Source organism: Bacillus sp. GW821-FHT01G09, assembly GCF_059422205.1.
This window is the reverse complement of the sequence record NZ_JBWKWL010000003.1, coordinates 239,873-261,398: the sequence shown is the minus strand read 5'-3', so window position 1 is coordinate 261,398 and position 21,526 is coordinate 239,873. Positions and strand designations below refer to the sequence as shown.

General features: G+C 44.3%; 22 protein-coding genes, 1 tRNA gene and 1 other annotated feature. Of the genes, 20 read left to right on the top strand and 3 right to left on the bottom strand.

Features of this window, described 5'->3' with window-relative positions:
- The first annotated feature begins 251 nt into the window (after positions 1-251).
- The 12 genes from sdhC to AC07VD_RS11950 all read left to right on the top strand — a co-directional run bounded on the left by sdhC (position 252) and on the right by AC07VD_RS11950 (position 9,172).
- Complete coding sequence (sdhC, locus tag AC07VD_RS12005) at positions 252-860, top strand: succinate dehydrogenase cytochrome B558 (protein ID WP_003222512.1); 609 nt, start codon at positions 252-254, stop codon at positions 858-860.
- A 33-nt stretch (positions 861-893) separates the two neighbouring features.
- Positions 894-2,654 (top strand): succinate dehydrogenase flavoprotein subunit, encoded by a 1,761-nt coding sequence (sdhA, locus tag AC07VD_RS12000; RefSeq protein WP_003229567.1) that lies wholly within the window; start codon positions 894-896, stop codon positions 2,652-2,654.
- Positions 2,655-2,656: 2 nt separating this feature from the next.
- Positions 2,657-3,418 carry a succinate dehydrogenase iron-sulfur subunit gene (gene sdhB / locus AC07VD_RS11995; protein ID WP_003229569.1) on the top strand — a complete coding sequence of 254 codons (762 nt, stop codon included), beginning with the start codon at positions 2,657-2,659 and terminating at the stop codon, positions 3,416-3,418.
- Between the two features lie 60 nt (positions 3,419-3,478).
- A complete protein-coding gene (locus tag AC07VD_RS11990) occupies positions 3,479-3,922 on the top strand; it encodes an acyl-CoA thioesterase (protein ID WP_101169774.1) in 444 nt (147 codons plus the stop codon).
- Positions 3,923-4,037: 115 nt separating this feature from the next.
- A complete protein-coding gene (gerE, locus tag AC07VD_RS11985; RefSeq protein WP_003184172.1) occupies positions 4,038-4,262 on the top strand; it encodes a spore germination transcription factor GerE in 225 nt (74 codons plus the stop codon).
- 244 nt (positions 4,263-4,506) lie between these two features.
- A complete protein-coding gene (locus AC07VD_RS11980) occupies positions 4,507-4,947 on the top strand; it encodes a MarR family winged helix-turn-helix transcriptional regulator (protein WP_003229573.1) in 441 nt (146 codons plus the stop codon).
- Positions 4,948-4,954: 7 nt separating this feature from the next.
- Positions 4,955-5,773 (top strand): glutamate racemase, encoded by an 819-nt coding sequence (racE, locus tag AC07VD_RS11975; protein WP_494721780.1) that lies wholly within the window; start codon positions 4,955-4,957, stop codon positions 5,771-5,773.
- 113 nt (positions 5,774-5,886) lie between these two features.
- Positions 5,887-6,987: a spore germination protein GerM gene (gerM, locus tag AC07VD_RS11970; protein WP_003229578.1), complete on the top strand. Its 1,101-nt coding sequence runs from the start codon at positions 5,887-5,889 to the stop codon at positions 6,985-6,987.
- 110 nt (positions 6,988-7,097) lie between these two features.
- The gene (gene rph, locus AC07VD_RS11965; RefSeq protein ID WP_124058803.1) at positions 7,098-7,835 is read left to right on the top strand and encodes a ribonuclease PH; all 738 of its coding nucleotides are present in this window, start codon (positions 7,098-7,100) and stop codon (positions 7,833-7,835) included.
- 12 nt (positions 7,836-7,847) lie between these two features.
- A complete protein-coding gene (locus AC07VD_RS11960; RefSeq protein WP_015251523.1) occupies positions 7,848-8,444 on the top strand; it encodes an XTP/dITP diphosphatase in 597 nt (198 codons plus the stop codon).
- A gap of 15 nt (positions 8,445-8,459) precedes the next feature.
- Complete coding sequence (locus tag AC07VD_RS11955) at positions 8,460-8,969, top strand: metallophosphoesterase (RefSeq protein WP_017697219.1); 510 nt, start codon at positions 8,460-8,462, stop codon at positions 8,967-8,969.
- Positions 8,970-9,098: 129 nt separating this feature from the next.
- Positions 9,099-9,172 (top strand) — tRNA-Arg (locus AC07VD_RS11950).
- 63 nt (positions 9,173-9,235) lie between these two features.
- Here AC07VD_RS11950 and AC07VD_RS11945 read toward each other — a convergent pair.
- Positions 9,236-10,060: a YsnF/AvaK domain-containing protein gene (locus AC07VD_RS11945; protein WP_124058801.1), complete on the bottom strand. Its 825-nt coding sequence runs from the start codon at positions 10,058-10,060 to the stop codon at positions 9,236-9,238.
- A gap of 217 nt (positions 10,061-10,277) precedes the next feature.
- Here AC07VD_RS11945 and AC07VD_RS11940 point away from each other — a divergent pair, with 217 nt between their 5' ends.
- A complete protein-coding gene (locus AC07VD_RS11940) occupies positions 10,278-11,579 on the top strand; it encodes a Kelch repeat-containing protein (protein ID WP_124058799.1) in 1,302 nt (433 codons plus the stop codon).
- Positions 11,580-11,707: 128 nt separating this feature from the next.
- On the opposite strand, the gene AC07VD_RS11935 is transcribed toward AC07VD_RS11940, so the two are convergent.
- Together AC07VD_RS11935 and cotQ are read right to left on the bottom strand one after the other, a co-directional pair.
- The gene (locus AC07VD_RS11935) at positions 11,708-12,163 is read right to left on the bottom strand and encodes a GNAT family N-acetyltransferase (protein WP_494721781.1); all 456 of its coding nucleotides are present in this window, start codon (positions 12,161-12,163) and stop codon (positions 11,708-11,710) included.
- Positions 12,164-12,327: 164 nt separating this feature from the next.
- Positions 12,328-12,663: an inner spore coat protein CotQ gene (cotQ, locus tag AC07VD_RS11930; protein WP_038827685.1), complete on the bottom strand. Its 336-nt coding sequence runs from the start codon at positions 12,661-12,663 to the stop codon at positions 12,328-12,330.
- 446 nt (positions 12,664-13,109) lie between these two features.
- Positions 13,110-13,356, top strand: a binding site (T-box leader).
- 121 nt (positions 13,357-13,477) lie between these two features.
- Here cotQ and ilvB point away from each other — a divergent pair.
- The 7 genes from ilvB to leuD are packed head-to-tail and all read left to right on the top strand — an operon-like array spanning position 13,478 to position 21,510.
- On the top strand, positions 13,478-15,202 hold the full coding sequence (ilvB, locus tag AC07VD_RS11925) for an acetolactate synthase large subunit (RefSeq protein ID WP_015251528.1): 1,725 nt from the start codon (positions 13,478-13,480) through the stop codon (positions 15,200-15,202).
- Positions 15,199-15,717, top strand: coding sequence for an acetolactate synthase small subunit (ilvN, locus tag AC07VD_RS11920; RefSeq protein WP_004399096.1), 519 nt, complete (start codon positions 15,199-15,201; stop codon positions 15,715-15,717). Before ilvB ends, ilvN begins: the two co-directional genes overlap by 4 nt.
- A gap of 23 nt (positions 15,718-15,740) precedes the next feature.
- Positions 15,741-16,769: a ketol-acid reductoisomerase gene (ilvC, locus tag AC07VD_RS11915; RefSeq protein WP_003222549.1), complete on the top strand. Its 1,029-nt coding sequence runs from the start codon at positions 15,741-15,743 to the stop codon at positions 16,767-16,769.
- Positions 16,756-18,312, top strand: a complete 1,557-nt coding sequence (locus AC07VD_RS11910; protein ID WP_042975034.1) for a 2-isopropylmalate synthase — start codon at positions 16,756-16,758, stop codon at positions 18,310-18,312. Before ilvC ends, AC07VD_RS11910 begins: the two co-directional genes overlap by 14 nt.
- A gap of 20 nt (positions 18,313-18,332) precedes the next feature.
- A complete protein-coding gene (leuB, locus tag AC07VD_RS11905) occupies positions 18,333-19,430 on the top strand; it encodes a 3-isopropylmalate dehydrogenase (RefSeq protein ID WP_015251530.1) in 1,098 nt (365 codons plus the stop codon).
- Positions 19,431-19,479: 49 nt separating this feature from the next.
- Positions 19,480-20,898 carry a 3-isopropylmalate dehydratase large subunit gene (gene leuC / locus AC07VD_RS11900; RefSeq protein WP_003229604.1) on the top strand — a complete coding sequence of 473 codons (1,419 nt, stop codon included), beginning with the start codon at positions 19,480-19,482 and terminating at the stop codon, positions 20,896-20,898.
- A gap of 12 nt (positions 20,899-20,910) precedes the next feature.
- Complete coding sequence (gene leuD / locus AC07VD_RS11895) at positions 20,911-21,510, top strand: 3-isopropylmalate dehydratase small subunit (protein ID WP_014480472.1); 600 nt, start codon at positions 20,911-20,913, stop codon at positions 21,508-21,510.
- Positions 21,511-21,526 lie beyond the last annotated feature (16 nt).

Here is a 21,526-nt window from a genome sequence, read left to right as displayed (position 1 = left end):
GGGGGGAGGATTACAGAATGATCCTGTAATTCTTATGAAAAATTAAGCAAGAAATATATATTGATAAAATAAAATTTTTCAATCAACTAATCAATTCGGAAAATTATAATTTATGTACGCGTTTTCTTGACGCCCTTTTGAGGGAGGAGTAAAATGAAATTGTCAATAAATCTTAATAAAGTGCTTACAATTGAAAGAAGTGGGGGAAGAGATTTAGCACATTTCGCACTTATCAAACAGGGGGTAAAGTAATGTCTGGGAACAGAGAGTTTTATTTTCGAAGATTGCATTCCTTGCTTGGCGTCATACCGGTCGGCATCTTTCTTATTCAGCATTTAGTCGTCAACCAGTTTGCCGCAAGGGGCGCTGAAGCATTCAATAGCGCTGCTCATTTTATGGATAGTCTGCCTTTCAGGTATGCCTTGGAAATTTTTATTATCTTCTTACCATTAATTTATCATGCAGTTTATGGTGTGTACATAGCGTTTACTGCGAAAAATAACGCAGGTCAATACAGCTACATGAGAAACTGGCTATTCGTCCTGCAGCGTGTAACCGGTATCATCACCCTCATTTTCGTCAGCTGGCACGTGTGGGAAACCCGCATTGCCGCACAAATGGGCGCTGAGGTCAATTTCGACATGATGGCGAATATTTTGAGCTCTCCGGCTATGCTTGGTTTTTACATTGTCGGTGTTTTATCAACAATTTTCCACTTCTCGAACGGTTTATGGTCTTTCGCTGTTACATGGGGCATCACGGTAACGCCTCGTTCTCAAAGAATTTCGACATACGTTACGCTGATTATTTTTGTTGCACTGTCATACGTAGGCTTAAAAGCGATTTTCGCATTTGTTTAAGAGTACTAGATTACTAGAGGGAGAGGGGCTATCATGAGTCAATCAAGCATTATCGTAGTCGGCGGGGGTCTTGCCGGCCTCATGGCGACAATTAAAGCAGCGGAATCAGGAATGGCGGTTAAGTTGTTTTCCATCGTTCCTGTCAAACGTTCTCATTCGGTTTGTGCGCAAGGCGGCATAAACGGAGCGGTCAATACAAAAGGGGAAGGTGACTCTCCGTGGGAACATTTTGATGACACGGTATACGGGGGAGACTTTCTTGCCAACCAGCCGCCGGTCAAGGCGATGTGTGAAGCGGCGCCTTCAATCATCCACTTATTAGACCGGATGGGCGTCATGTTTAACCGGACGCCTGAAGGCCTGCTTGATTTCCGCCGATTCGGGGGTACACAGCACCACAGAACTGCTTATGCTGGTGCGACGACGGGACAGCAGCTGCTTTACGCACTGGACGAGCAAGTGCGCAGATACGAAGTTGCGGGTCTGGTCACAAAATACGAAGGCTGGGAATTCCTTGGCGCTGTTTTAGATGATGACAGAACCTGCCGTGGAATTGTTGCACAAAACCTGACAAACATGCAAATTGAATCCTTCCGTTCAGACGCTGTCATTATGGCGACGGGCGGACCGGGAATCATCTTTGGAAAATCAACGAACTCCATGATTAATACAGGATCTGCTGCATCAATCGTTTATCAGCAGGGAGCGTATTATGCAAACGGAGAATTCATTCAAATCCACCCGACAGCCATACCGGGCGATGACAAATTAAGACTGATGAGTGAATCAGCGCGTGGTGAAGGCGGTCGCGTGTGGACATATAAAGACGGCAAACCATGGTATTTCCTGGAGGAAAAATATCCGGCATACGGAAACCTGGTGCCGCGTGATATTGCGACACGCGAAATATTTGATGTGTGTGTGAACCAGAAGCTCGGCATTAACGGTGAAAACATGGTCTATCTCGATCTGTCTCATAAAGATCCGAAAGAGCTTGATATTAAGCTTGGCGGCATCATTGAGATTTACGAGAAATTCATGGGAGACGACCCGCGTAAGCTTCCAATGAAAATCTTCCCTGCGGTCCATTATTCTATGGGCGGTTTATGGGTGGATTACGATCAAATGACAAACATCCCTGGACTGTTTGCGGCTGGGGAATGTGATTATTCTATGCACGGCGGCAACCGCTTGGGAGCGAACTCCCTGCTGTCTGCGATTTACGGAGGCATGGTGGCCGGACCGAATGCGGTGAAATATGTAAACGGCTTAGAATCTTCAGCGGAAGACATGTCTTCATCTTTATTCGACGCTCACGTTAAGAAAGAAGAAGAAAAATGGGCTGACATTATGAGTATGGACGGAACCGAAAATGCCTATGTTCTTCACAAAGAGCTCGGTGAGTGGATGACGGCGAACGTAACGGTTGTCCGCCATAATGACAAGCTTTTGAAAACGGATGACAAAATTCAGGAGTTAATGGAGCGCTTCAAAAAGATCAACATCAATGACACGACAAAATGGAGCAACCAGGGAGCGATGTTCACACGCCAGTTCTCGAACATGCTTCAGCTTGCGAGGGTGATTACCCTTGGCGCATACAACCGTAATGAAAGCCGGGGCGCCCATTATAAACCGGATTATCCTGAACGTAATGATGATGAATGGCTCAAAACAACAATGGCTAAACATGTAAGCCCGTATGAAGCGCCGGAATTTGAGTATCAGGATGTCGATGTATCACTGATAACGCCTCGGAAACGGGATTACTCGAAGAAGAAGGTGGCGAAATAATCATGAGTGAACAAAAAACCATACGATTTATTATCACACGTCAAGATACAGCCGACAGCACGCCTTACGATGAAGAATTTGAGATTCCATACCGCCCGAATCTGAACGTCATTTCCGCTCTGATGGAAATCCGCCGGAATCCGGTTAATGTCAAAGGTGAGAAGACAACCCCTGTCACATGGGATATGAACTGTCTTGAGGAAGTATGCGGCGCATGTTCAATGGTCATAAACGGAAAACCCCGCCAGTCTTGTACGGCGCTTATCGACCAGCTTGAACAGCCGATCCGTTTAAAACCAATGAAAACATTCCCAGTCGTTCGTGATTTGCAGGTTGATCGCAGCAGAATGTTTGATTCATTGAAAAAAGTTAAAGCATGGATACCGATTGACGGTACGTACGATTTAGGACCGGGGCCGAGAATGCCGGAAAAACGCCGTCAATGGGCATATGAATTATCAAAATGCATGACATGCGGCGTCTGCCTCGAAGCTTGCCCGAATGTGAACAGCAAATCGAAGTTCATGGGGCCTGCACCGATGTCGCAAGTCCGCCTGTTTAACGCGCATCCGACAGGCGCCATGAATAAATCTGAACGATTAGAAGCATTAATGGATGAAGGTGGCCTTGCAGATTGCGGCAACTCGCAAAACTGTGTTCAATCCTGTCCGAAGGGGATTCCGCTTACCACTTCGATTGCAGCCTTGAATAGAGATACAAACTTACAAGCGTTCCGCAATTTCTTCGGAAGCGACAGAGTATAAGAAGAAAAAACCTCTTCCGCATGGGAGAGGTTTTTTTAAACAATAAGGAGATGAAAAAAGATGAAGCTTCCCGCTTATATTGATATGCCGTTTCAAGAATGGAAAACATCCTTTTCTTTTTTCAATGAGGTATCCGTAAGATTTTCCGAGACAGACATGTTTGGGCATATGAATAATGTAACCCCTTTTATATATTTTGAGGAGGCGCGGATTTCTTATTTTAAAAAGCTGAATATGATGAGTGAAAACAAACAGACCATGACAGTCGTGGCAAGCCAGCAATGCGATTATTTGCGCCAAGTCATGCCTTATGAAGAGTTGCGCATCTATGTGAAAACAAGCGCAGTCGGCAGTTCATCTCTTACCTTGCACTATCTCGGAGAGAACCGCGAAGGCGAGCCCTGCTTCACCGGGGCAGTCGTGATGGTTCAAGTCTCAAAGGAAAGCGGCAAGGCTGTCAGCTGGACGGATGAGGAGAAAGAAACGCTTCTTCATACACGATAAACTAATTATCTTGTAAACGTCACCTCCTGCGCCCTTCTTACATATGATATCTCGACTATATCAAAACCCATTCGTTTCTGATTCGCTCTCACCTTAGCAAGGAGGGTTACAATACTTGAAGGAGAAAGAATTTCAATCGAAGCCGCTGCTAACGAAAAGAGAAAGAGAAGTGTTCGAATTGCTCGTTCAAGATAAGACAACAAAGGAGATTGCAAGCGAGCTATTTATCAGTGAGAAAACCGTTCGAAACCATATTTCAAATGCCATGCAGAAATTGGGTGTGAAAGGGCGTTCGCAAGCCGTTGTTGAGCTTCTTAGAATGGGTGAGCTAGAGCTTTAATCCTTGCCGGTATTCCTTCTTTTAGGAAGGAGCCGGTTATTGCTGTTTGTTTGGAACATTCGAAACCAAATTTGGAATGCTGTGCAAAACGTAGGCAAGTCATAAAATAAATTTTATTTCTTGATGTTGTTTGACTAAAGTCCTCTATTTCTCTCCTGCGAGTCTTGCATTTTCTTCAAAAAAGAAGGAAAATAGACACGGAACGCTTTTGTGCGTAAGAGATCCTTGAGTGAGGGATGGACAAATGACATCAAAACCTTTGGAGCATGTTGCGGATATTGAAAAGTCACTCCGCCACATTGCCGCGATCATTAAGCAAAAAGGACGAGAAATCCTTAATCAATATGCGATTACGCCGCCGCAATTTGTCGGCTTGCAATGGCTTTATGAATTAGGAGATATGACAATCGGTGAATTATCGGGCAAAATGTATCTGGCATGCAGCACGACAACGGACTTAATCGACCGCATGCAAAAAAATGAGCTTGTTGAGCGGGTCAAGGACCCGGCGGACAGACGTGTTGTCCGGATACATCTGCTGCCTGAAGGAGAACGGATTATCCAAGAGGTCATTACAAAAAGACAGGAATATCTGCGTGATATGTTCGAATCGTTTACAGATGAAGAAATAGCCATCTTCGAAAAATCTTTGATGAAACTGCAGCATGAAATGAAGAGAAAATGAGGCGATTTTGTTGGAACAACCAATAGGAGTCATTGATTCCGGGGTTGGCGGTTTAACCGTTGCGAAGGAAATCATGAGACAGCTACCTAAAGAAAATATTATCTACGTCGGGGATACGAAACGGTGTCCTTATGGGCCGCGCCCTGAAGAAGAGGTGCTTCAATATACGTGGGAGCTGACGAATTATTTACTCGAAAACCACCACATCAAAATGCTCGTGATCGCCTGTAATACAGCAACAGCGATCGCATTGGATGACATCCAGCGAAGCGTCGGTATACCGGTGGTCGGAGTGATCCAGCCTGGTGCGAGAGCAGCGATAAAAGTGACGGATAATCAGCATATCGGTGTCATCGGCACAGAGAATACGATTAAGAGCAATGCATACGAAGAGACGCTTTTGGCATTAAATCCTGATCTGAAGGTTGAAAACCTTGCCTGCCCGTTGCTTGTGCCTTTTGTGGAAAGCGGGAAGTTTCTTGACAAAACAGCAGACGAGATTGTCAAAACCTCGCTGTATCCGTTAAAAGATACATCGATTGATTCGCTGATTTTAGGCTGCACCCACTATCCCATTTTAAAAGAAGCCATTCAAAGATATATGGGAGAACACGTGAACATTATTTCGTCCGGCGATGAAACAGCCCGGGAAGTCAGCACGATTCTCTCGTATAAAGGGCTGCTGAACCAGTCTGCGAATGCCCCTGATCATCAGTTCTTGACAACAGGAGCGCGTGATCAGTTTGCGAAAATCGCAGACGATTGGTTTGGCCATGAGGTGGGCCATGTGGAATGCATCTCACTGCACGAACCGATTAGAAGATAGTTTTTCCCGCAACGGAATGTTGCGGTTTTTTTCTGTTTTGCCGGAATTCTTCGGTCTATTTCCTAAAGAGGCTCGTATACATAATAGTACAAACATCCTTAGGAGGGAAAAGTATGCTGAAAAAAGGACCTGCAGTCATTGGTGCCACTTGTCTCACCTCTGCCTTGCTTTTATCCGGATGCGGTTTGTTTCAATCTGATAAGGCAGCCGAGGAAATTGATCCGCCTCAAGACGTTACATTCGTGAACGATGAAGCGGGTGCCAATTCAAATACAACAGCAGCCAAAAAAACAGAAAGTGAAAAAAGCGATACCGCAAAAGCGGATCAAGCCTCATCTACTGTTATGAGGGAGCTTTATCTCATTGATAAAAACGGATATGTTGTTGCCCAAACGCTGCCTCTCCCTAAAAGTGAGAGCACGGCTAAGCAGGCGCTTGAATACCTCGTACAGGGCGGGCCTGTGTCTGAAATTCTTCCGAATGGCTTCAGAGCTGTATTGCCGGCTGACACCACCGTTAACGTTGACATCAAAAAAGATGGAACCGCGATAGCTGATTTCTCTAATGAGTTCAAAAATTATAAGAAAGAAGACGAACAGAAAATCGTTCAATCTGTGACGTGGACGCTGACGCAATTTAGTTCGATAGATAAAGTGAAGCTGAGAATAAACGGGCATGAACTGAAGGAGATGCCTGTAGGAGGGACGCCGATCTCAGATGATTTAAGCCGCAAAGACGGCATTAATTTGGAAACAGCCGGTGTAAATGATCTCACTGCTACCCATCCGCTGACAGTCTACTACTTGGCGGAAAACGAAGACAGTGAATACTACGTGCCGGTGACCAAACGAATCGACAATTCGGAAAAAGACGACATCACGGCAGCCATCAATGAATTGGCTAAAGGGCCAAGCAAGGTGAGCGGGCTGTTAACAGACTTCAGTGAAGATGTAAAGCTGGTCAGCAAACCGAAAATCAAAGACGGGCGCGTGACGTTGGATTTCAATCAATCTATATTCGGCAGCGCCGATGAGAAGACGAAAATGATTTCTTCAGAAGTGCTGAACAGCATTGTGCTGACGTTAACGGAGCAGCCGGATGTAAAAAGCGTCTCTGTTAAAGTGAACGGAAAATCAGAGCTTGTAAATGAAAAAGGCGAAAAGCTCACAGAACCGGTCTCCAGACCTTCTCAAGTGAATACGGGTAGTTTTTAAATTGGGATTTTTGATATACTAGAAAGAAAGAGGTTAGCGTTCCGGCTGCCTCTTTCTTTATTCAATTCCGGGACAAAAATGGTTTATGTACATACAATCGGAGGTAAAACATGAGACATGACGGAAGACAACACGATGAGCTGCGTTCAATCACATTCGATTTGGATTTTATCAGCCATCCGGAAGGTTCTGTTCTAATAACAGCAGGGAATACAAAGGTAATCTGCAACGCGTCTGTTGAGGACCGCGTACCGCCGTTTTTGCGGGGCGGAGGGAAAGGCTGGATTACAGCAGAGTACAGCATGCTGCCGCGGGCAACAAACCAAAGAACAATCAGAGAATCTTCTAAGGGGAAAATTTCCGGCAGAACAATGGAGATCCAACGCCTGATCGGCCGCGCGCTTCGAGCTGTTGTAGATCTGGAAAAGCTCGGTGAACGGACGATTTGGATTGACTGTGATGTCATTCAAGCTGATGGAGGAACTAGAACAGCTTCCATTACAGGCGCATTTCTTGCTATGGCGATTGCGATTGGCAAGCTGATCAAAGCAGGAACAATCAAGACAAATCCGATCACTGATTTTCTTGCTGCGATCTCTGTTGGAATTGATAAGGAACAGGGAATTTTGTTAGATTTAAATTATGAAGAAGATTCCTCCGCTGAAGTTGACATGAATGTCATCATGACAGGCAGCGGCCGTTTTGTGGAACTGCAGGGAACCGGGGAAGAGGCGACTTTTTCAAGAGAGGATCTGAACGGTCTTCTGGGTCTTGCAGAAAAAGGAATTCAAGAGCTGATTGACAAGCAAAAAGAAGTGCTGGGTGATTCTCTGCCAGAACTGAAATAAAGACAGAAAGGCTTGATCATCATGAAAGAAGCAATTATTGCAACACATAATCCGGGAAAAGTGAAGGAATTCAAAGAAATTCTTGAGCCAAGAGGCTATGATGTCAAATCTTTAGCTGAAATTGGATTCACTGAAGAAATTGAAGAAACAGGCCATACATTTGAAGAAAATGCCATTCTGAAAGCGGAAGCTGTTGCCAAAGCAGTGAACAAAATGGTGATTGCGGACGACTCCGGTCTATCCATCGATAATCTTGGCGGCAGGCCCGGGGTTTATTCAGCCCGCTATGCAGGGGAACAGAAAGACGACCAGGCAAATATCGAAAAAGTGCTCAGCGAGCTGAAAGGTATCGAAAAAGAACAGCGCACCGCCCGTTTCCGCTGCGCACTGGCCGTGAGTATTCCCGGTGAGGAAACAAAAACAGTCGAAGGCCATGTTGAAGGGTATATTGCCGAAGAACCGAGAGGAGAATATGGCTTTGGCTATGACCCAATCTTTATCGTGAAAGATAAAGATAAGACAATGGCTGAACTGACAAGTGATGAAAAAAATAAAATCAGCCATAGGGCTGACGCGCTTAAAAAGCTGTCTAAGCTTTTGGAGGCATAAGGAGGAAGCTTGTACATGAACGTGCTGATTATCAGTGACAGCCATGGGCTTGAAGAAGAACTCCAAACCATTGCGAAACGGCATGAGGCAGAAGTTGATCTCATGATTCATTGCGGGGACTCTGAGCTTGAAACGAGGCATCCTGCATTGGAGCCTTATGCGGTTGTAAAAGGCAATTGCGATTTTGCCGGCGATTTTAAGGACGAGCTTCTTCTGACTGCCGGCTCAAGAAAAATACTGGTCACACACGGCCACCTTCACGGTATAAAACAGACCTTGTTAAACGTATACTATCGTGCAGAGGAGCTCGGAGCGGATGTTATCTGCTTCGGGCATTCGCACATCGCGGGCAGCGAAGTGCTGCGCGGAAAACTGATGATTAACCCAGGCAGCATCCGGCTTCCGAGGGTGCGCAGGACAGAAAGCTATGCTATACTGACATTAGAAAATGATGCTGCGTCAGTCCGTTTTTACGACCAAGCAGGCAATGAAATTGAGGATCTGCAAAATCGAGTCACACTATGAAAATGTCATGAGGAAGAAAATTTTCTTCCTCATGAAAAAAATTCTAAAAAACCGTTGACTTATTATTGCATCCCATATATAATAAATCTTGTCGCTGATAGTTAAAGCGAAAAACAAAAAACAAAACGTGTCCCAGTAGCTCAGCTGGATAGAGCAACGGCCTTCTAAGCCGTCGGTCGGGAGTTCGAATCTCTCCTGGGACGTACCAAAAGAAAAACCTCAAATCCTAATTGGATTTGAGGTTTTTTGTTGTCGGTCTATGATTTTCATTTGTTATTTAACGGATCATCATTCAAGCCGTCAACTTTTCCTTCTTTATTCAGACGAGGTTCTTCTTTTTTCACAGTTTCAGAAATATGTTCATTTTCTTCAACGGTGCGTTTGCCGACAACCACTTCATCAGTGACAACCGGTTTTTTAGTCACTTCCAGCTTTTCCTCAACGATTGGAACTCTGATCTCTTCCGAATCGTTGACGGGAGCAGCGTCTGTTTTATTTTCATCCACTGGACGGCGTTCGACATAAATTTCATCATGTCTCACCGGAATGTCCATATCTCTTTTTTCTGTTTTCACTTCTTTTCCTATTTCTACTTCGCCGGTTTGAACGTCTTCCTTATCGACTTTCAGCTGTTCTTCTCGGAGCGGCATCGTTTTTTCTTCTTTCGTTGTATAATCCGCCATTTCATTTGTGCTTGAAAAGCCGCCTGAAAGGGCATTGCCGTTATCAATAGGAGCATTTACATCTGCATCTGTATCGACGGCTACCAGAAGTTTTCCGTCATCCAAATCTTCTTGATACTTGTCTATTTCATCAGTTTTAATATCCAAATCGGATAATGCTTTGCTGTGTGTAGCAGTATCATCCATTGTGAAATAATCTTTCAGTTTATCGAAAAAAGATTCAGATTCGTCCTGATGTGCATCGATAGCTTGATTGACTTCTGTTCCTGTACGTGACTCCAAATAATCTGTATCTCGCCGGCTTGTCACAACAGAAATGTCATCAGAATCATAGCCTTTTGTGAGTAAGCCTTCAATCGCTGCGATGGTTTCCTGCGGAGTTTCATATACACCAACTATGCTTTTCATATCAATCTCCTCCTTTATGAATTTGCATGATATCGTTCATGTGTTTTGTATTTCCCGCTGTTCTTTGAATTAAACAAAATTGAAAACATCCGAGTTTTTTAGAGAAAACTTTAATTGGAATTTCCTGAAAAATGAATATACAGGAAAAGATATGAAAAAATTCATAGTCATGCCGATATTTGTTATGTGAAACAATTAAATAAAGGAGTGTTTTCTTTTGAAAAAATGGTTCGTTGTTTTTTTCTTATTCGTTATTACGCTGTTTCAATCGCTCCAAACAGTTAGCGCGGAAACAGTTGAATGGAAAGAAAGAGCAGATTTGCCTGAGCCGCGTGTCGGTGCAAGCAGCGGTGTAGTAGATGGAAAGATATATGTGATAGGTGGAGGAACTGTAAAACCTGGTACTTATGGGAATCAAACGTTTGTCTATGATCCTAAAACAAATGAATGGACAAGAAAAGCCGACATGCCAACAGCGAGGGGGGGAGCTGCATCAGTTACTGTAGATGGGAAAATTTATGTCTTGGGCGGAATGTCAAACGATGGAGCTGTCAACACAATAGAAGTATATGATCCAAAAAAAGACACGTGGGAAAAATTAGATGATCTTCCTTTTGAAAGAAAGATTCCAGCCTATAAGATTTATGCAGAAGCTATTGGAAAGAAAATTTATGTTGTAGGTTCTGCAAGTAACTCGTATGCAACGACTTACAGTTATGATCTAGAAACGAAGAAATGGGAGAAAAAACAAAAATTAAATTATGATGTAACCGGAGCTTCTACTGCAGTAATTGATAATAAACTATATATTCTTGGCGGAACGCATTATATTCCCCAAATCGTTTATGTTTATGATCCAGAAAAAGACACCTGGGCAGAAAATGGTAAAGGATTCACAGCAGGGTATTATTCTGCTCTTGCTTACAAAGGAAAAATTCTGATGACTGGAGGTGTTAATCGAATTAAGGTGTACGATCCTAAAAGTCAATCAGCTACAGCGGTGACAAATCCGAAAGCACTATACAGAATGGCGCATTCTTCTGCCATTATTGATGATACGCTTTACGTCATCGGTGGAAGGGAGGAGACATCAAGTTTTGTTGGTGGATATGCAAATGCTAAAATTAAATCAGTTATATCTATTTCGTTAAAAGATTTAAACATACCATCCGATTCAGAGGAAACTCCGGGAGATAAGGATAAAGGATCAACAACCCCTTCTGAAGGCAATTCAGGAGATAAGGACAAAGGATCAACAACCCCTTCTGAGGATAACTCAGCAGAAGACGGAGACGCCCTTCTTGTTGTCACCATGGTAAACGGTTTGCAAAAAGAATATCAGCTGTCTATGAAAGAAGTGAACGGATTCCTCAAATGGTACAAGCAGCGTGATGCCGGAGAGGGACCAGGCTTTTATGAAATAGATGAGCATGACAACAACAAAGGGCCTTTTGAGAGTAAAAAGGATTATGTTGTGTTTAAAAACATCTTGATGTACGAAGTAAATAAATATAAATAAACCACCCAAAAACCATCCAATGCAATGCTGGATGGTTTTTGTTGACTTACTCTATTAAACTTTAGAAGGGAAAACGGTAAGAGATAGACAGACCTTCCCCTGCACTTATCTATCCTTATAAAATCGTCTCACAATTCCTTCGTTATAAACACACTGTTTGGATCTTCAACATAGTCTGCAAACGGTTCACAGTACTGAAAATCGAAGCTTTCATACAACTTTCTTGCCGGCTCAAATGAAGCCATTGAACCCGTTTCTAAGCTTAACCGCTCATAGCCTCGCTTTCCAGCTTCTTCAATGATATGCTGGAGAATTTGTTTGGCAACGCCTTTTCTTAAATGTGATGCAGATGTTCGCATTGATTTGATTTCTCCATGCCGGGTGTCTAGTTCTTTTAGCGCTCCGCAGCCAGCTAGTTCATCACCCTCCCATGCACTCCAAAATGTTATTCCAGGGCCTCTTAGTTTCTCTAAACCTAAGGCATGGATGCTTTCCGGCGGGGACATAAGCGTCATGCTATGTAAATGCTCCTTCACCAGTGAAACCACCTGATGACCAGTTAAATCATCTAGTTTTATATACATTTTATTCCTCCTCAAACATTCATCTTAATCATATTCCATCCTGTTTCCAACTATAAAGACAGAAAATCTGACAGTATTGAAGCACTTTTGGAATGTATGAGTTGCAAAAGATGCTTGAAAGCAACAAAGAGGCCGAAATCGTTGTTCGGCCCTTGCAGTTTTCTTTAATATCTAAAGCCTCCATGCACACCGGCTGTTCCGCTAAAACCGCCGACATGTGTCGCCGGAATACTGAACCCGCCGCTATGGCCGCTGAAGCCAGTGCCTGAAAATTGCTGCCCGAAAAAGTCTGAAGTGTATGGATAAGAGGAGTACATAGCAGAGGGAGTGGTCAACGGGCTATATGCCTGGCTGAACGGCTGTCCGTATCCGTAGCCTCCAAATGGCTGATGGCTTTGCTGGTAAAAGGGAGGGACAGCAGGATAATACTGCTGCGGAAAGCTCGGGAAGCTTGGAAAGCCTGCAGGGAATCCTTGCATGTCTGCTAATGATTTATTCATCGTATCACCTTTTCTTTGCAAGATACCATTAATGTATGCCGGGGAATAATAGGGGTGCCTATCCGAACTTGAAATGGATTGCAAGATGATCTGTCAGACTCAATCCATATACGAACCATAGCGTGTTATAAAATCTTACATGTTTATATAAAATTAAATAATTCTGGTGTATTCTTGATAGATTAATAAAAAAATTATAAAAACTTTTAACATTTGCAATTCCTTTTGTACCAATAATGAAAGCGTATACAATATAGATTGATTAATCAAAATTGTCTAATAATTTTAAAAAATGCTGTTGACACTGCGTCCAAAGCGGCGTAATATGAGTTCAACAAAAGATAAACGCAAGCTTCACAAGCGAAAATCATCGCAGTATGATTCTAAAAAAATGAAAAACGAACGACCTTCTTGAACAGCTGGAAAGCCGTTCCGAAGGCTGAATATGAAAAGCGCAGATGAGGATAAGTAGCCTTGCTGAAGTTTTCCACAGAGAACCGGGTTAGCTGAGAACCGGCGAAGCTTTACAAGGTGAACTCGCCTCAGAGTGCCAGTCTGAAACCATAGTAGGACTTGGCCGGGTGGACTTGATTCACTCGTTATTAAAGCGGATAGAAATATCCATGAGACGGCCGTATGACAGGCCGTAAACAAGGGTGGTACCGCGGAAAGAAGAGCCTTTTCGCCCCTTTTGGCTATCGCATTCACTGCGCGGCTGATTGTGGGCGGAAGGGCTTTTTTTATTGAATAATCAGCTATCTAGCTAATGAAAAGATGATCTTTAAAGGATGTAAATCCAAAAGGAGGAACTAAAATGGGGACTAATGTACAGGTGGATTCAGCATCTGCCAAATGTACACAGACGATGAGCGGAGCATTAATGCTGATTGAATCATTAAAAAAAGAGAAAGTAGAAATGATCTTCGGTTATCCGGGTGGGGCTGTGCTTCCGATTTACGATAAGCTATACAATTCAGGGTTGGTACATATCCTTCCCCGTCACGAACAAGGAGCAATTCATGCAGCGGAGGGATACGCAAGGGTCTCCGGAAAACCGGGTGTCGTCATTGCCACGTCAGGGCCGGGAGCGACAAACCTTGTTACAGGCCTTGCTGATGCCATGATTGATTCATTGCCGTTAGTTGTCTTTACAGGGCAGGTAGCAACCTCTGTAATCGGGAGCGATGCATTTCAGGAAGCAGACATTTTAGGGATTACGATGCCAGTAACAAAACACAGCTACCAGGTTCGCCAGCCGGAAGATCTGCCGCGCATCATTAAAGAAGCGTTCCATATTGCAACAACTGGAAGACCCGGACCTGTATTGATTGATATTCCGAAAGATGTAGCAACAATTGAAGGAGAATTCAGCTACGATCATGAGATGAATCTCCCGGGATACCAGCCGACAACAGAGCCGAATTATTTGCAGATCCGCAAGCTTGTGGAAGCCGTGAGCAGTGCGAAAAAACCGGTGATCCTGGCGGGTGCGGGCGTACTGCACGGAAAAGCGTCAGAAGAATTAAAAAATTATGCTGAACAGCAGCAAATCCCTGTGGCACACACCCTTTTGGGGCTCGGAGGCTTCCCGGCTGACCATCCGCTTTTCCTAGGGATGGCGGGAATGCACGGTACTTATACAGCCAATATGGCCCTTCATGAATGTGATCTATTAATCAGTATCGGCGCCCGTTTTGATGACCGTGTCACAGGAAACCTGAAACACTTTGCCAGAAACGCAAAGATAGCCCACATCGATATTGATCCAGCTGAAATCGGAAAAATCATGAAAACACAGATTCCTGTAGTCGGAGACAGCAAAATTGTCCTGCAGGAGCTGATCAAACAAGACGGCAAACAAAGCGATTCAAGCGAATGGAAAAAACAGCTCGCAGAATGGAAAGAAGAGTATCCGCTCTGGTATGTAGATAATGAAGAAGAAGGTTTTAAACCTCAGAAATTGATTGAATATATTCATCAATTTACAAAAGGAGAGGCCATTGTCGCAACAGATGTAGGCCAGCATCAAATGTGGTCAGCGCAATTTTATCCGTTCCAAAAAGCAGATAAATGGGTCACGTCAGGCGGACTTGGAACGATGGGATTCGGTCTTCCGGCGGCGATCGGCGCACAGCTGGCCGAAAAAGATGCTACTGTTGTCGCGGTTGTCGGAGACGGCGGATTCCAAATGACGCTTCAAGAACTCGATGTTATTCGCGAATTAAATCTTCCGGTCAAGGTAGTGATTTTAAATAACGCTTGTCTCGGAATGGTCAGACAGTGGCAGGAAATTTTTTATGAAGAACGTTATTCAGAATCTAAATTCGCTTCTCAGCCTGACTTCGTCAAATTGTCCGAAGCATACGGCATTAAAGGCATCAGAATTTCATCAGAAGCGGAAGCAAAGGAAAAGCTGGAAGAGGCATTAACATCAAGAGAACCTGTTGTCATTGACGTGCGGGTTGCCAGCGAAGAAAAAGTATTCCCGATGGTGGCTCCGGGGAAAGGGCTGCATGAAATGGTGGGGGTGAAACCTTGAAAAGAATTATCACATTGACTGTGGTGAACCGCTCCGGGGTGTTAAACCGGATCACCGGTCTATTCACAAAAAGGCATTACAACATTGAAAGCATTACAGTTGGACACACAGAAACAGCCGGCGTTTCCAGAATCACCTTCGTCGTTCATGTTGAAGGAGAAAATGATGTTGAACAGTTAACAAAACAGCTCAACAAACAGATTGATGTGCTGAAAGTCACAGACATCACAAATCAATCGATTGTCCAGAGGGAGCTGGCCTTAATCAAGGTTGTCTCCGCACCTTCAACGAGAACAGAGATTAATGGAATCATAGAACCGTTTAGAGCCTCTGTCGTTGATGTCAGCAGAGACAGCATCGTTGTTCAGGTGACAGGTGAATCTAACAAAATTGAAGCGCTTATTGAGTTATTGAAACCTTATGGCATTAAAGAAATCGCGAGAACAGGTACAACGGCTTTTGCGAGGGGAACCCAGCAAAAGGCGTCATCCAATAAAACAATATCTATTGTATAAAACATAACAAGGGAGAGATTAAAATGGTAAAAGTATATTATAACGGTGATATCAAAGAGAACGTATTGGCTGGAAAAACAGTAGCGGTTATCGGGTACGGTTCGCAAGGCCACGCACATGCCCTGAACCTTAAAGAAAGCGGAGTAGACGTGATCGTCGGTGTTAGACAAGGAAAATCTTTCACTCAAGCCCAAGAAGACGGACATAAAGTATTTTCAGTAAAAGAAGCGGCAGCCCAAGCCGAAATCATCATGGTTCTGCTTCCGGATGAGCAGCAGCAAAAAGTTTACGAAGCTGAAATCAAAGATGAATTGACAGCAGGAAAATCATTAGTATTTGCTCATGGATTTAACGTGCATTTCCATCAAATTGTTCCTCCGGCGGATGTAGATGTATTCTTAGTGGCGCCTAAAGGACCGGGACACTTGGTCAGAAGAACATATGAGCAAGGAGCTGGCGTACCTGCATTGTTCGCAATCTATCAAGATGTGACTGGAGAAGCAAGAGACAAAGCCCTCGCATATGCAAAAGGAATCGGCGGCGCAAGAGCGGGCGTATTAGAAACGACATTTAAAGAAGAAACAGAAACAGATTTGTTCGGTGAGCAAGCAGTTCTTTGCGGCGGATTAAGCGCGCTTGTCAAAGCCGGATTTGAAACATTAACTGAAGCAGGTTATCAGCCTGAACTTGCATACTTCGAGTGCCTTCATGAGCTGAAATTAATCGTAGACCTTATGTACGAAGAAGGACTTGCAGGAATGAGATATTCAATCTCTGACACAGCACAGTGGGGAGATTTCGTATCAGGTCCTCGCGTTGTGGACGCTAAAGTAAAAGAATCTATGAAAGAAGTATTAAAAGATATCCAAAACGGTACATTCGCAAAAGAGTGGATCGTCGAAAACCAAGTAAACCGTCCTCGTTTCAACGCTATCAATGCAAGCGAGAACGAACATCAAATCGAAGTAGTGGGAAGAAAGCTTCGTGAAATGATGCCGTTTGTGAAACAAGGCAAGAAGAAGGAAGCGGTGGTCTCCGTTGCGCAAAATTAATTTTTTCGATACGACGCTTCGTGATGGTGAACAGTCCCCTGGAGTGAACTTGAATACACAGGAGAAACTTGCCATAGCTAAGCAGCTCGAAAGACTCGGGGCAGATATCATTGAAGCGGGATTTCCCGCTTCGTCCCGAGGTGACTTTTTAGCTGTTCAGGAAATCGCAAGAACCATTAAAAATTGTTCAGTAACTGGTCTGGCCCGTTGTGTAAAAGGTGATATTGATGCTGCTTGGGAAGCGTTAAAAGAAGGTGCTCATCCGAGAATTCATGTTTTTATCGCCACATCGGACATTCATTTGAAGCACAAGCTGAAAATGACACGTGAGCAAGTCATTGAAAGAGCGGTTGAAATGGTGACATACGCAAAAGAACGTTTTCCGATTGTGCAATGGTCAGCGGAAGATGCCTGCCGCACTGAACTGCCGTTTCTAGCAGAAATCGTCGAGAAAGTGATTGACGCAGGCGCCAGTGTTATCAATCTTCCGGACACTGTCGGCTACCTGGCCCCGGCGGAATACGGAAATATCTTCAAATATATGAAAGAAAACGTTCCGAACATTCACAAAGCAAAGCTTTCAGCCCACTGTCATGATGATTTGGGAATGGCAGTCGCAAACTCTCTTGCTGCGATTGAAAATGGCGCTGATCAAATCGAATGCGCTGTGAACGGGATCGGTGAAAGAGCCGGAAACGCGGCATTAGAGGAAATTGCCGTAGCCCTCCATACCAGAAAAGATTTCTACCAAGTCGAAACAGGTATTACACTGAACGAGATTAAGAGAACAAGTGATTTAGTAAGCAAACTGACAGGCATGGCTGTCCCGCGCAACAAAGCGGTTGTTGGAGATAATGCATTTGCTCATGAATCAGGCATCCATCAGGACGGCTTTTTAAAGGAAAAATCGACTTATGAAATTATTTCACCGGAGCTTGTCGGCGTAACCGCAGATGCGCTTGTCCTAGGTAAACATTCCGGACGCCACGCATTTAAAGACCGGCTGACTGCTTTAGGATTCCAATTTGACAGTGAAGAGATTAATAAATTCTTTATGATGTTCAAAGAGTTGACTGAGAAGAAAAAAGAAATCACTGATGAGGATCTTGTTTCTCTTATTTTAGAAGAAAAAGTAACAGATCGCAAGATTGGGTATGAATTTCTTTCTCTGCAAGTACATTACGGAACAAGTCAGGTCCCTACGGCTACTCTTTCTTTGAAAAATCAAGAAAACGCAGAGCTTATTCAGGAAGCTGCAACTGGAGCTGGAAGCGTGGAAGCAATCTACAATACGCTTGAGCGCTGCATCGATAAGGACGTGGAGCTCTTAGACTACCGCATTCAGTCTAACAGAAAAGGCGAAGATGCATTTGCCCAGGTGTATGTAAGAGTTTTGGTGAACGGAAAAGAATCGGCAGGGCGGGGCATAGCGCAAGACGTATTAGAAGCATCAGCGAAAGCCTATTTGAACGCAGTAAACCGTCAATTGGTTTTCCAGTCGAATATGAGCGGGTTGAAAAATCACACAGCTGTCGGATCATAAAAGAAAGGAGAACGGTTAACTTGAAGAAACGTATTGCTCTATTGCCCGGAGACGGGATCGGCCCTGAAGTATTAGAATCAGCGACAGACGTACTGAAAAGTGTTGCCGAACGCTTTAACCATGAATTTGAATTTGAATATGGCCTGATTGGAGGGGCGGCTATTGATGAACATCATAACCCCCTCCCGGAGGAAACCGTTGCTGCTTGTAAAAATGCAGACGCGATATTGCTTGGCGCTGTCGGCGGACCGAAATGGGATCAAAATCCTTCGGAACTGAGACCGGAAAAAGGGCTGCTCAGCATCAGAAAACAGCTTGATTTGTTTGCGAATTTGCGGCCTGTGAAGGTATTTGAAAGCCTTTCTGACGCTTCGCCTTTGAAAAAAGAATATATAGATAATGTTGATTTCGTTATCGTTCGTGAGCTCACAGGCGGCTTGTATTTCGGCCAGCCGAGCAAACGCTATGTAAACACTGAAGGTGAGCAGGAAGCAGTAGATACACTGTTTTATAAGCGAACGGAAATTGAACGGGTGATCAGAGAGGGCTTCAAAATGGCGGCAGCCAGAAAAGGCAAAGTGACCTCTGTAGATAAAGCGAATGTTCTTGAATCAAGCCGGCTGTGGCGTGAAGTGGCTGAGGACGTTGCACAAGAGTTTCCTGATGTGAAGCTTGAGCACATGCTTGTGGATAACGCGGCCATGCAGCTAATTTATGCACCGAATCAATTTGATGTTGTGGTGACTGAAAATATGTTCGGTGATATTTTAAGCGATGAAGCGTCCATGCTTACAGGCTCGCTCGGAATGCTCCCGTCAGCCAGCCTATCAAGCTCTGGTCTTCATCTGTTTGAACCTGTTCATGGCTCCGCGCCTGATATTGCCGGTAAAGGGATGGCAAATCCGTTCGCAGCCATATTGTCAGCGGCAATGCTTTTGAGAACATCTTTCGGGCTTGAAGAGGAAGCGAAAGCTGTAGAAGATGCGGTAAACAAAGTCTTGGCTTCCGGAAAAAGAACAAGAGACTTGGCACGGGGTGAAGAGTTCAGCAGCACTCAGGCCATTACAGAGGAAGTTAAGGCAGCAATCATGAGTGAAAATACAATTTCTAATGTGTGACAGCTTACGTTAAGCGGTCTTAGCTCTAGGTAGAGGGAGGAAATAAAAGATGATGCCTCGAACAATCATCGAAAAGATTTGGGATCAGCATATTGTAAAACATGGTGAGGGAAAGCCGGATCTTCTCTATATTGATTTGCACCTCATTCATGAGGTGACGTCTCCTCAGGCATTTGAAGGTTTGAGACAAAAGGGAAGAAAGGTCAGAAGACCCCAAAACACATTTGCGACAATGGACCACAACATCCCAACTGTCAATCGTTTTGAGATAAAGGATGAAGTTGCGAAACGCCAAGTAACGGCGCTTGAAAGAAACTGTGAGGAATTTGGCGTGCGCCTTGCCGATCTTCACAGCGTGGATCAAGGGATTGTCCATGTCGTTGGCCCTGAACTGGGCTTAACGCTTCCAGGGAAAACGATTGTGTGCGGTGACAGTCATACATCAACACATGGCGCTTTCGGCGCTCTTGCATTTGGAATCGGGACGAGTGAAGTTGAACATGTCCTTTCCACACAGACACTTTGGCAGCAACGTCCAAAAACACTTGAAGTGCGCGTAGATGGAACGCTTCAAAAAGGGGTAACGGCAAAGGATGTCATCCTTGCTGTCATCGGCAAATACGGTGTTAAATTCGGCACAGGCTACGTCATTGAATACACTGGGGAAGTATTCAGAAATATGACGATGGATGAACGAATGACTGTTTGTAACATGTCAATTGAAGCAGGAGCAAGAGCAGGTTTGATTGCACCTGACGAGGTGACGTTTGAATATTGCAAAAATCGCAAGTACACGCCAAAAGGCGAAGAATTTGACAAGGCCGTAGAGGAATGGAAGGCGCTGCGCACAGACCCGGGCGCTGTTTACGATAAATCTATCGTCCTTGACGGCAACAAAATTTCCCCTATGGTGACATGGGGCATTAACCCGGGAATGGTTCTTCCTGTCGATTCTGAAGTTCCTGCGCCGGAAAGCTTTTCTGCAGAAGATGATAAAAAAGAAGCGATTCGCGCTTATGAATATATGGGACTGACTCCTCATCAGAAAATTGAAGACATTAAAGTGGAGCACGTATTTATCGGTTCCTGCACAAATTCCCGCATGACTGACCTTCGACAGGCTGCTGACATGATCAAAGGGAAGAAGGTAGCTGACAGCGTAAGGGCCATCGTCGTGCCCGGATCCCAAAGCGTGAAGCTTCAGGCTGAAAAAGAAGGGCTTGACCAGATTTTCTTGGAAGCTGGATTTGAATGGAGAGAGTCAGGATGCAGCATGTGTTTGAGTATGAATAATGATGTTGTTCCTGAGGGAGAGCGCTGTGCATCAACCTCTAACCGCAACTTCGAGGGCAGACAAGGAAAAGGTGCAAGAACACATCTCGTCAGCCCGGCAATGGCTGCGATGGCTGCCATTCACGGACACTTCGTTGATGTCAGAAAGTTTTATCAGGAAAAAACAGTTGTGTAAGGAGTGCGCGAGATGGAACCTTTGAAATCACATACGGGGAAAGCAGCCGTATTAAATCGGATCAATGTGGATACAGACCAGATTATTCCTAAGCAATTTTTGAAGAGGATTGAAAGAACAGGCTACGGGCGTTTTGCATTCTTTGACTGGAGATATGATGCGAATGGTGAACCGAACCCTGAATTTGAATTAAACCAGCCTGTTTATCAAGGAGCTTCCATTTTAATAGCAGGAGAAAACTTCGGCTGCGGGTCATCGCGTGAACACGCTCCGTGGGCACTTGATGATTATGGGTTTAAAATTATCATTGCGCCGTCATTCGCTGATATTTTCCATCAGAACTGCTTTAAAAACGGCATGCTTCCGATCCGCATGCCATATGACAATTGGAAACAGCTTGTCGGCCAGTATGAAAACCAGTCATTGCAAATGACTGTTGACCTTGAAAAGCAGCTGATTCATGACAGTGAAGGCAATCAAATTTCATTTGAAGTTGATCCGCATTGGAAAGAGATGCTGATCAACGGATATGATGAAATTTCATTAACGCTGCTGCTGGAAGATGAAATCAAGCAATTTGAATCACAAAGAAGCTCTTGGCTTCAAGCCTGAAAAAGCGGCCGGTATT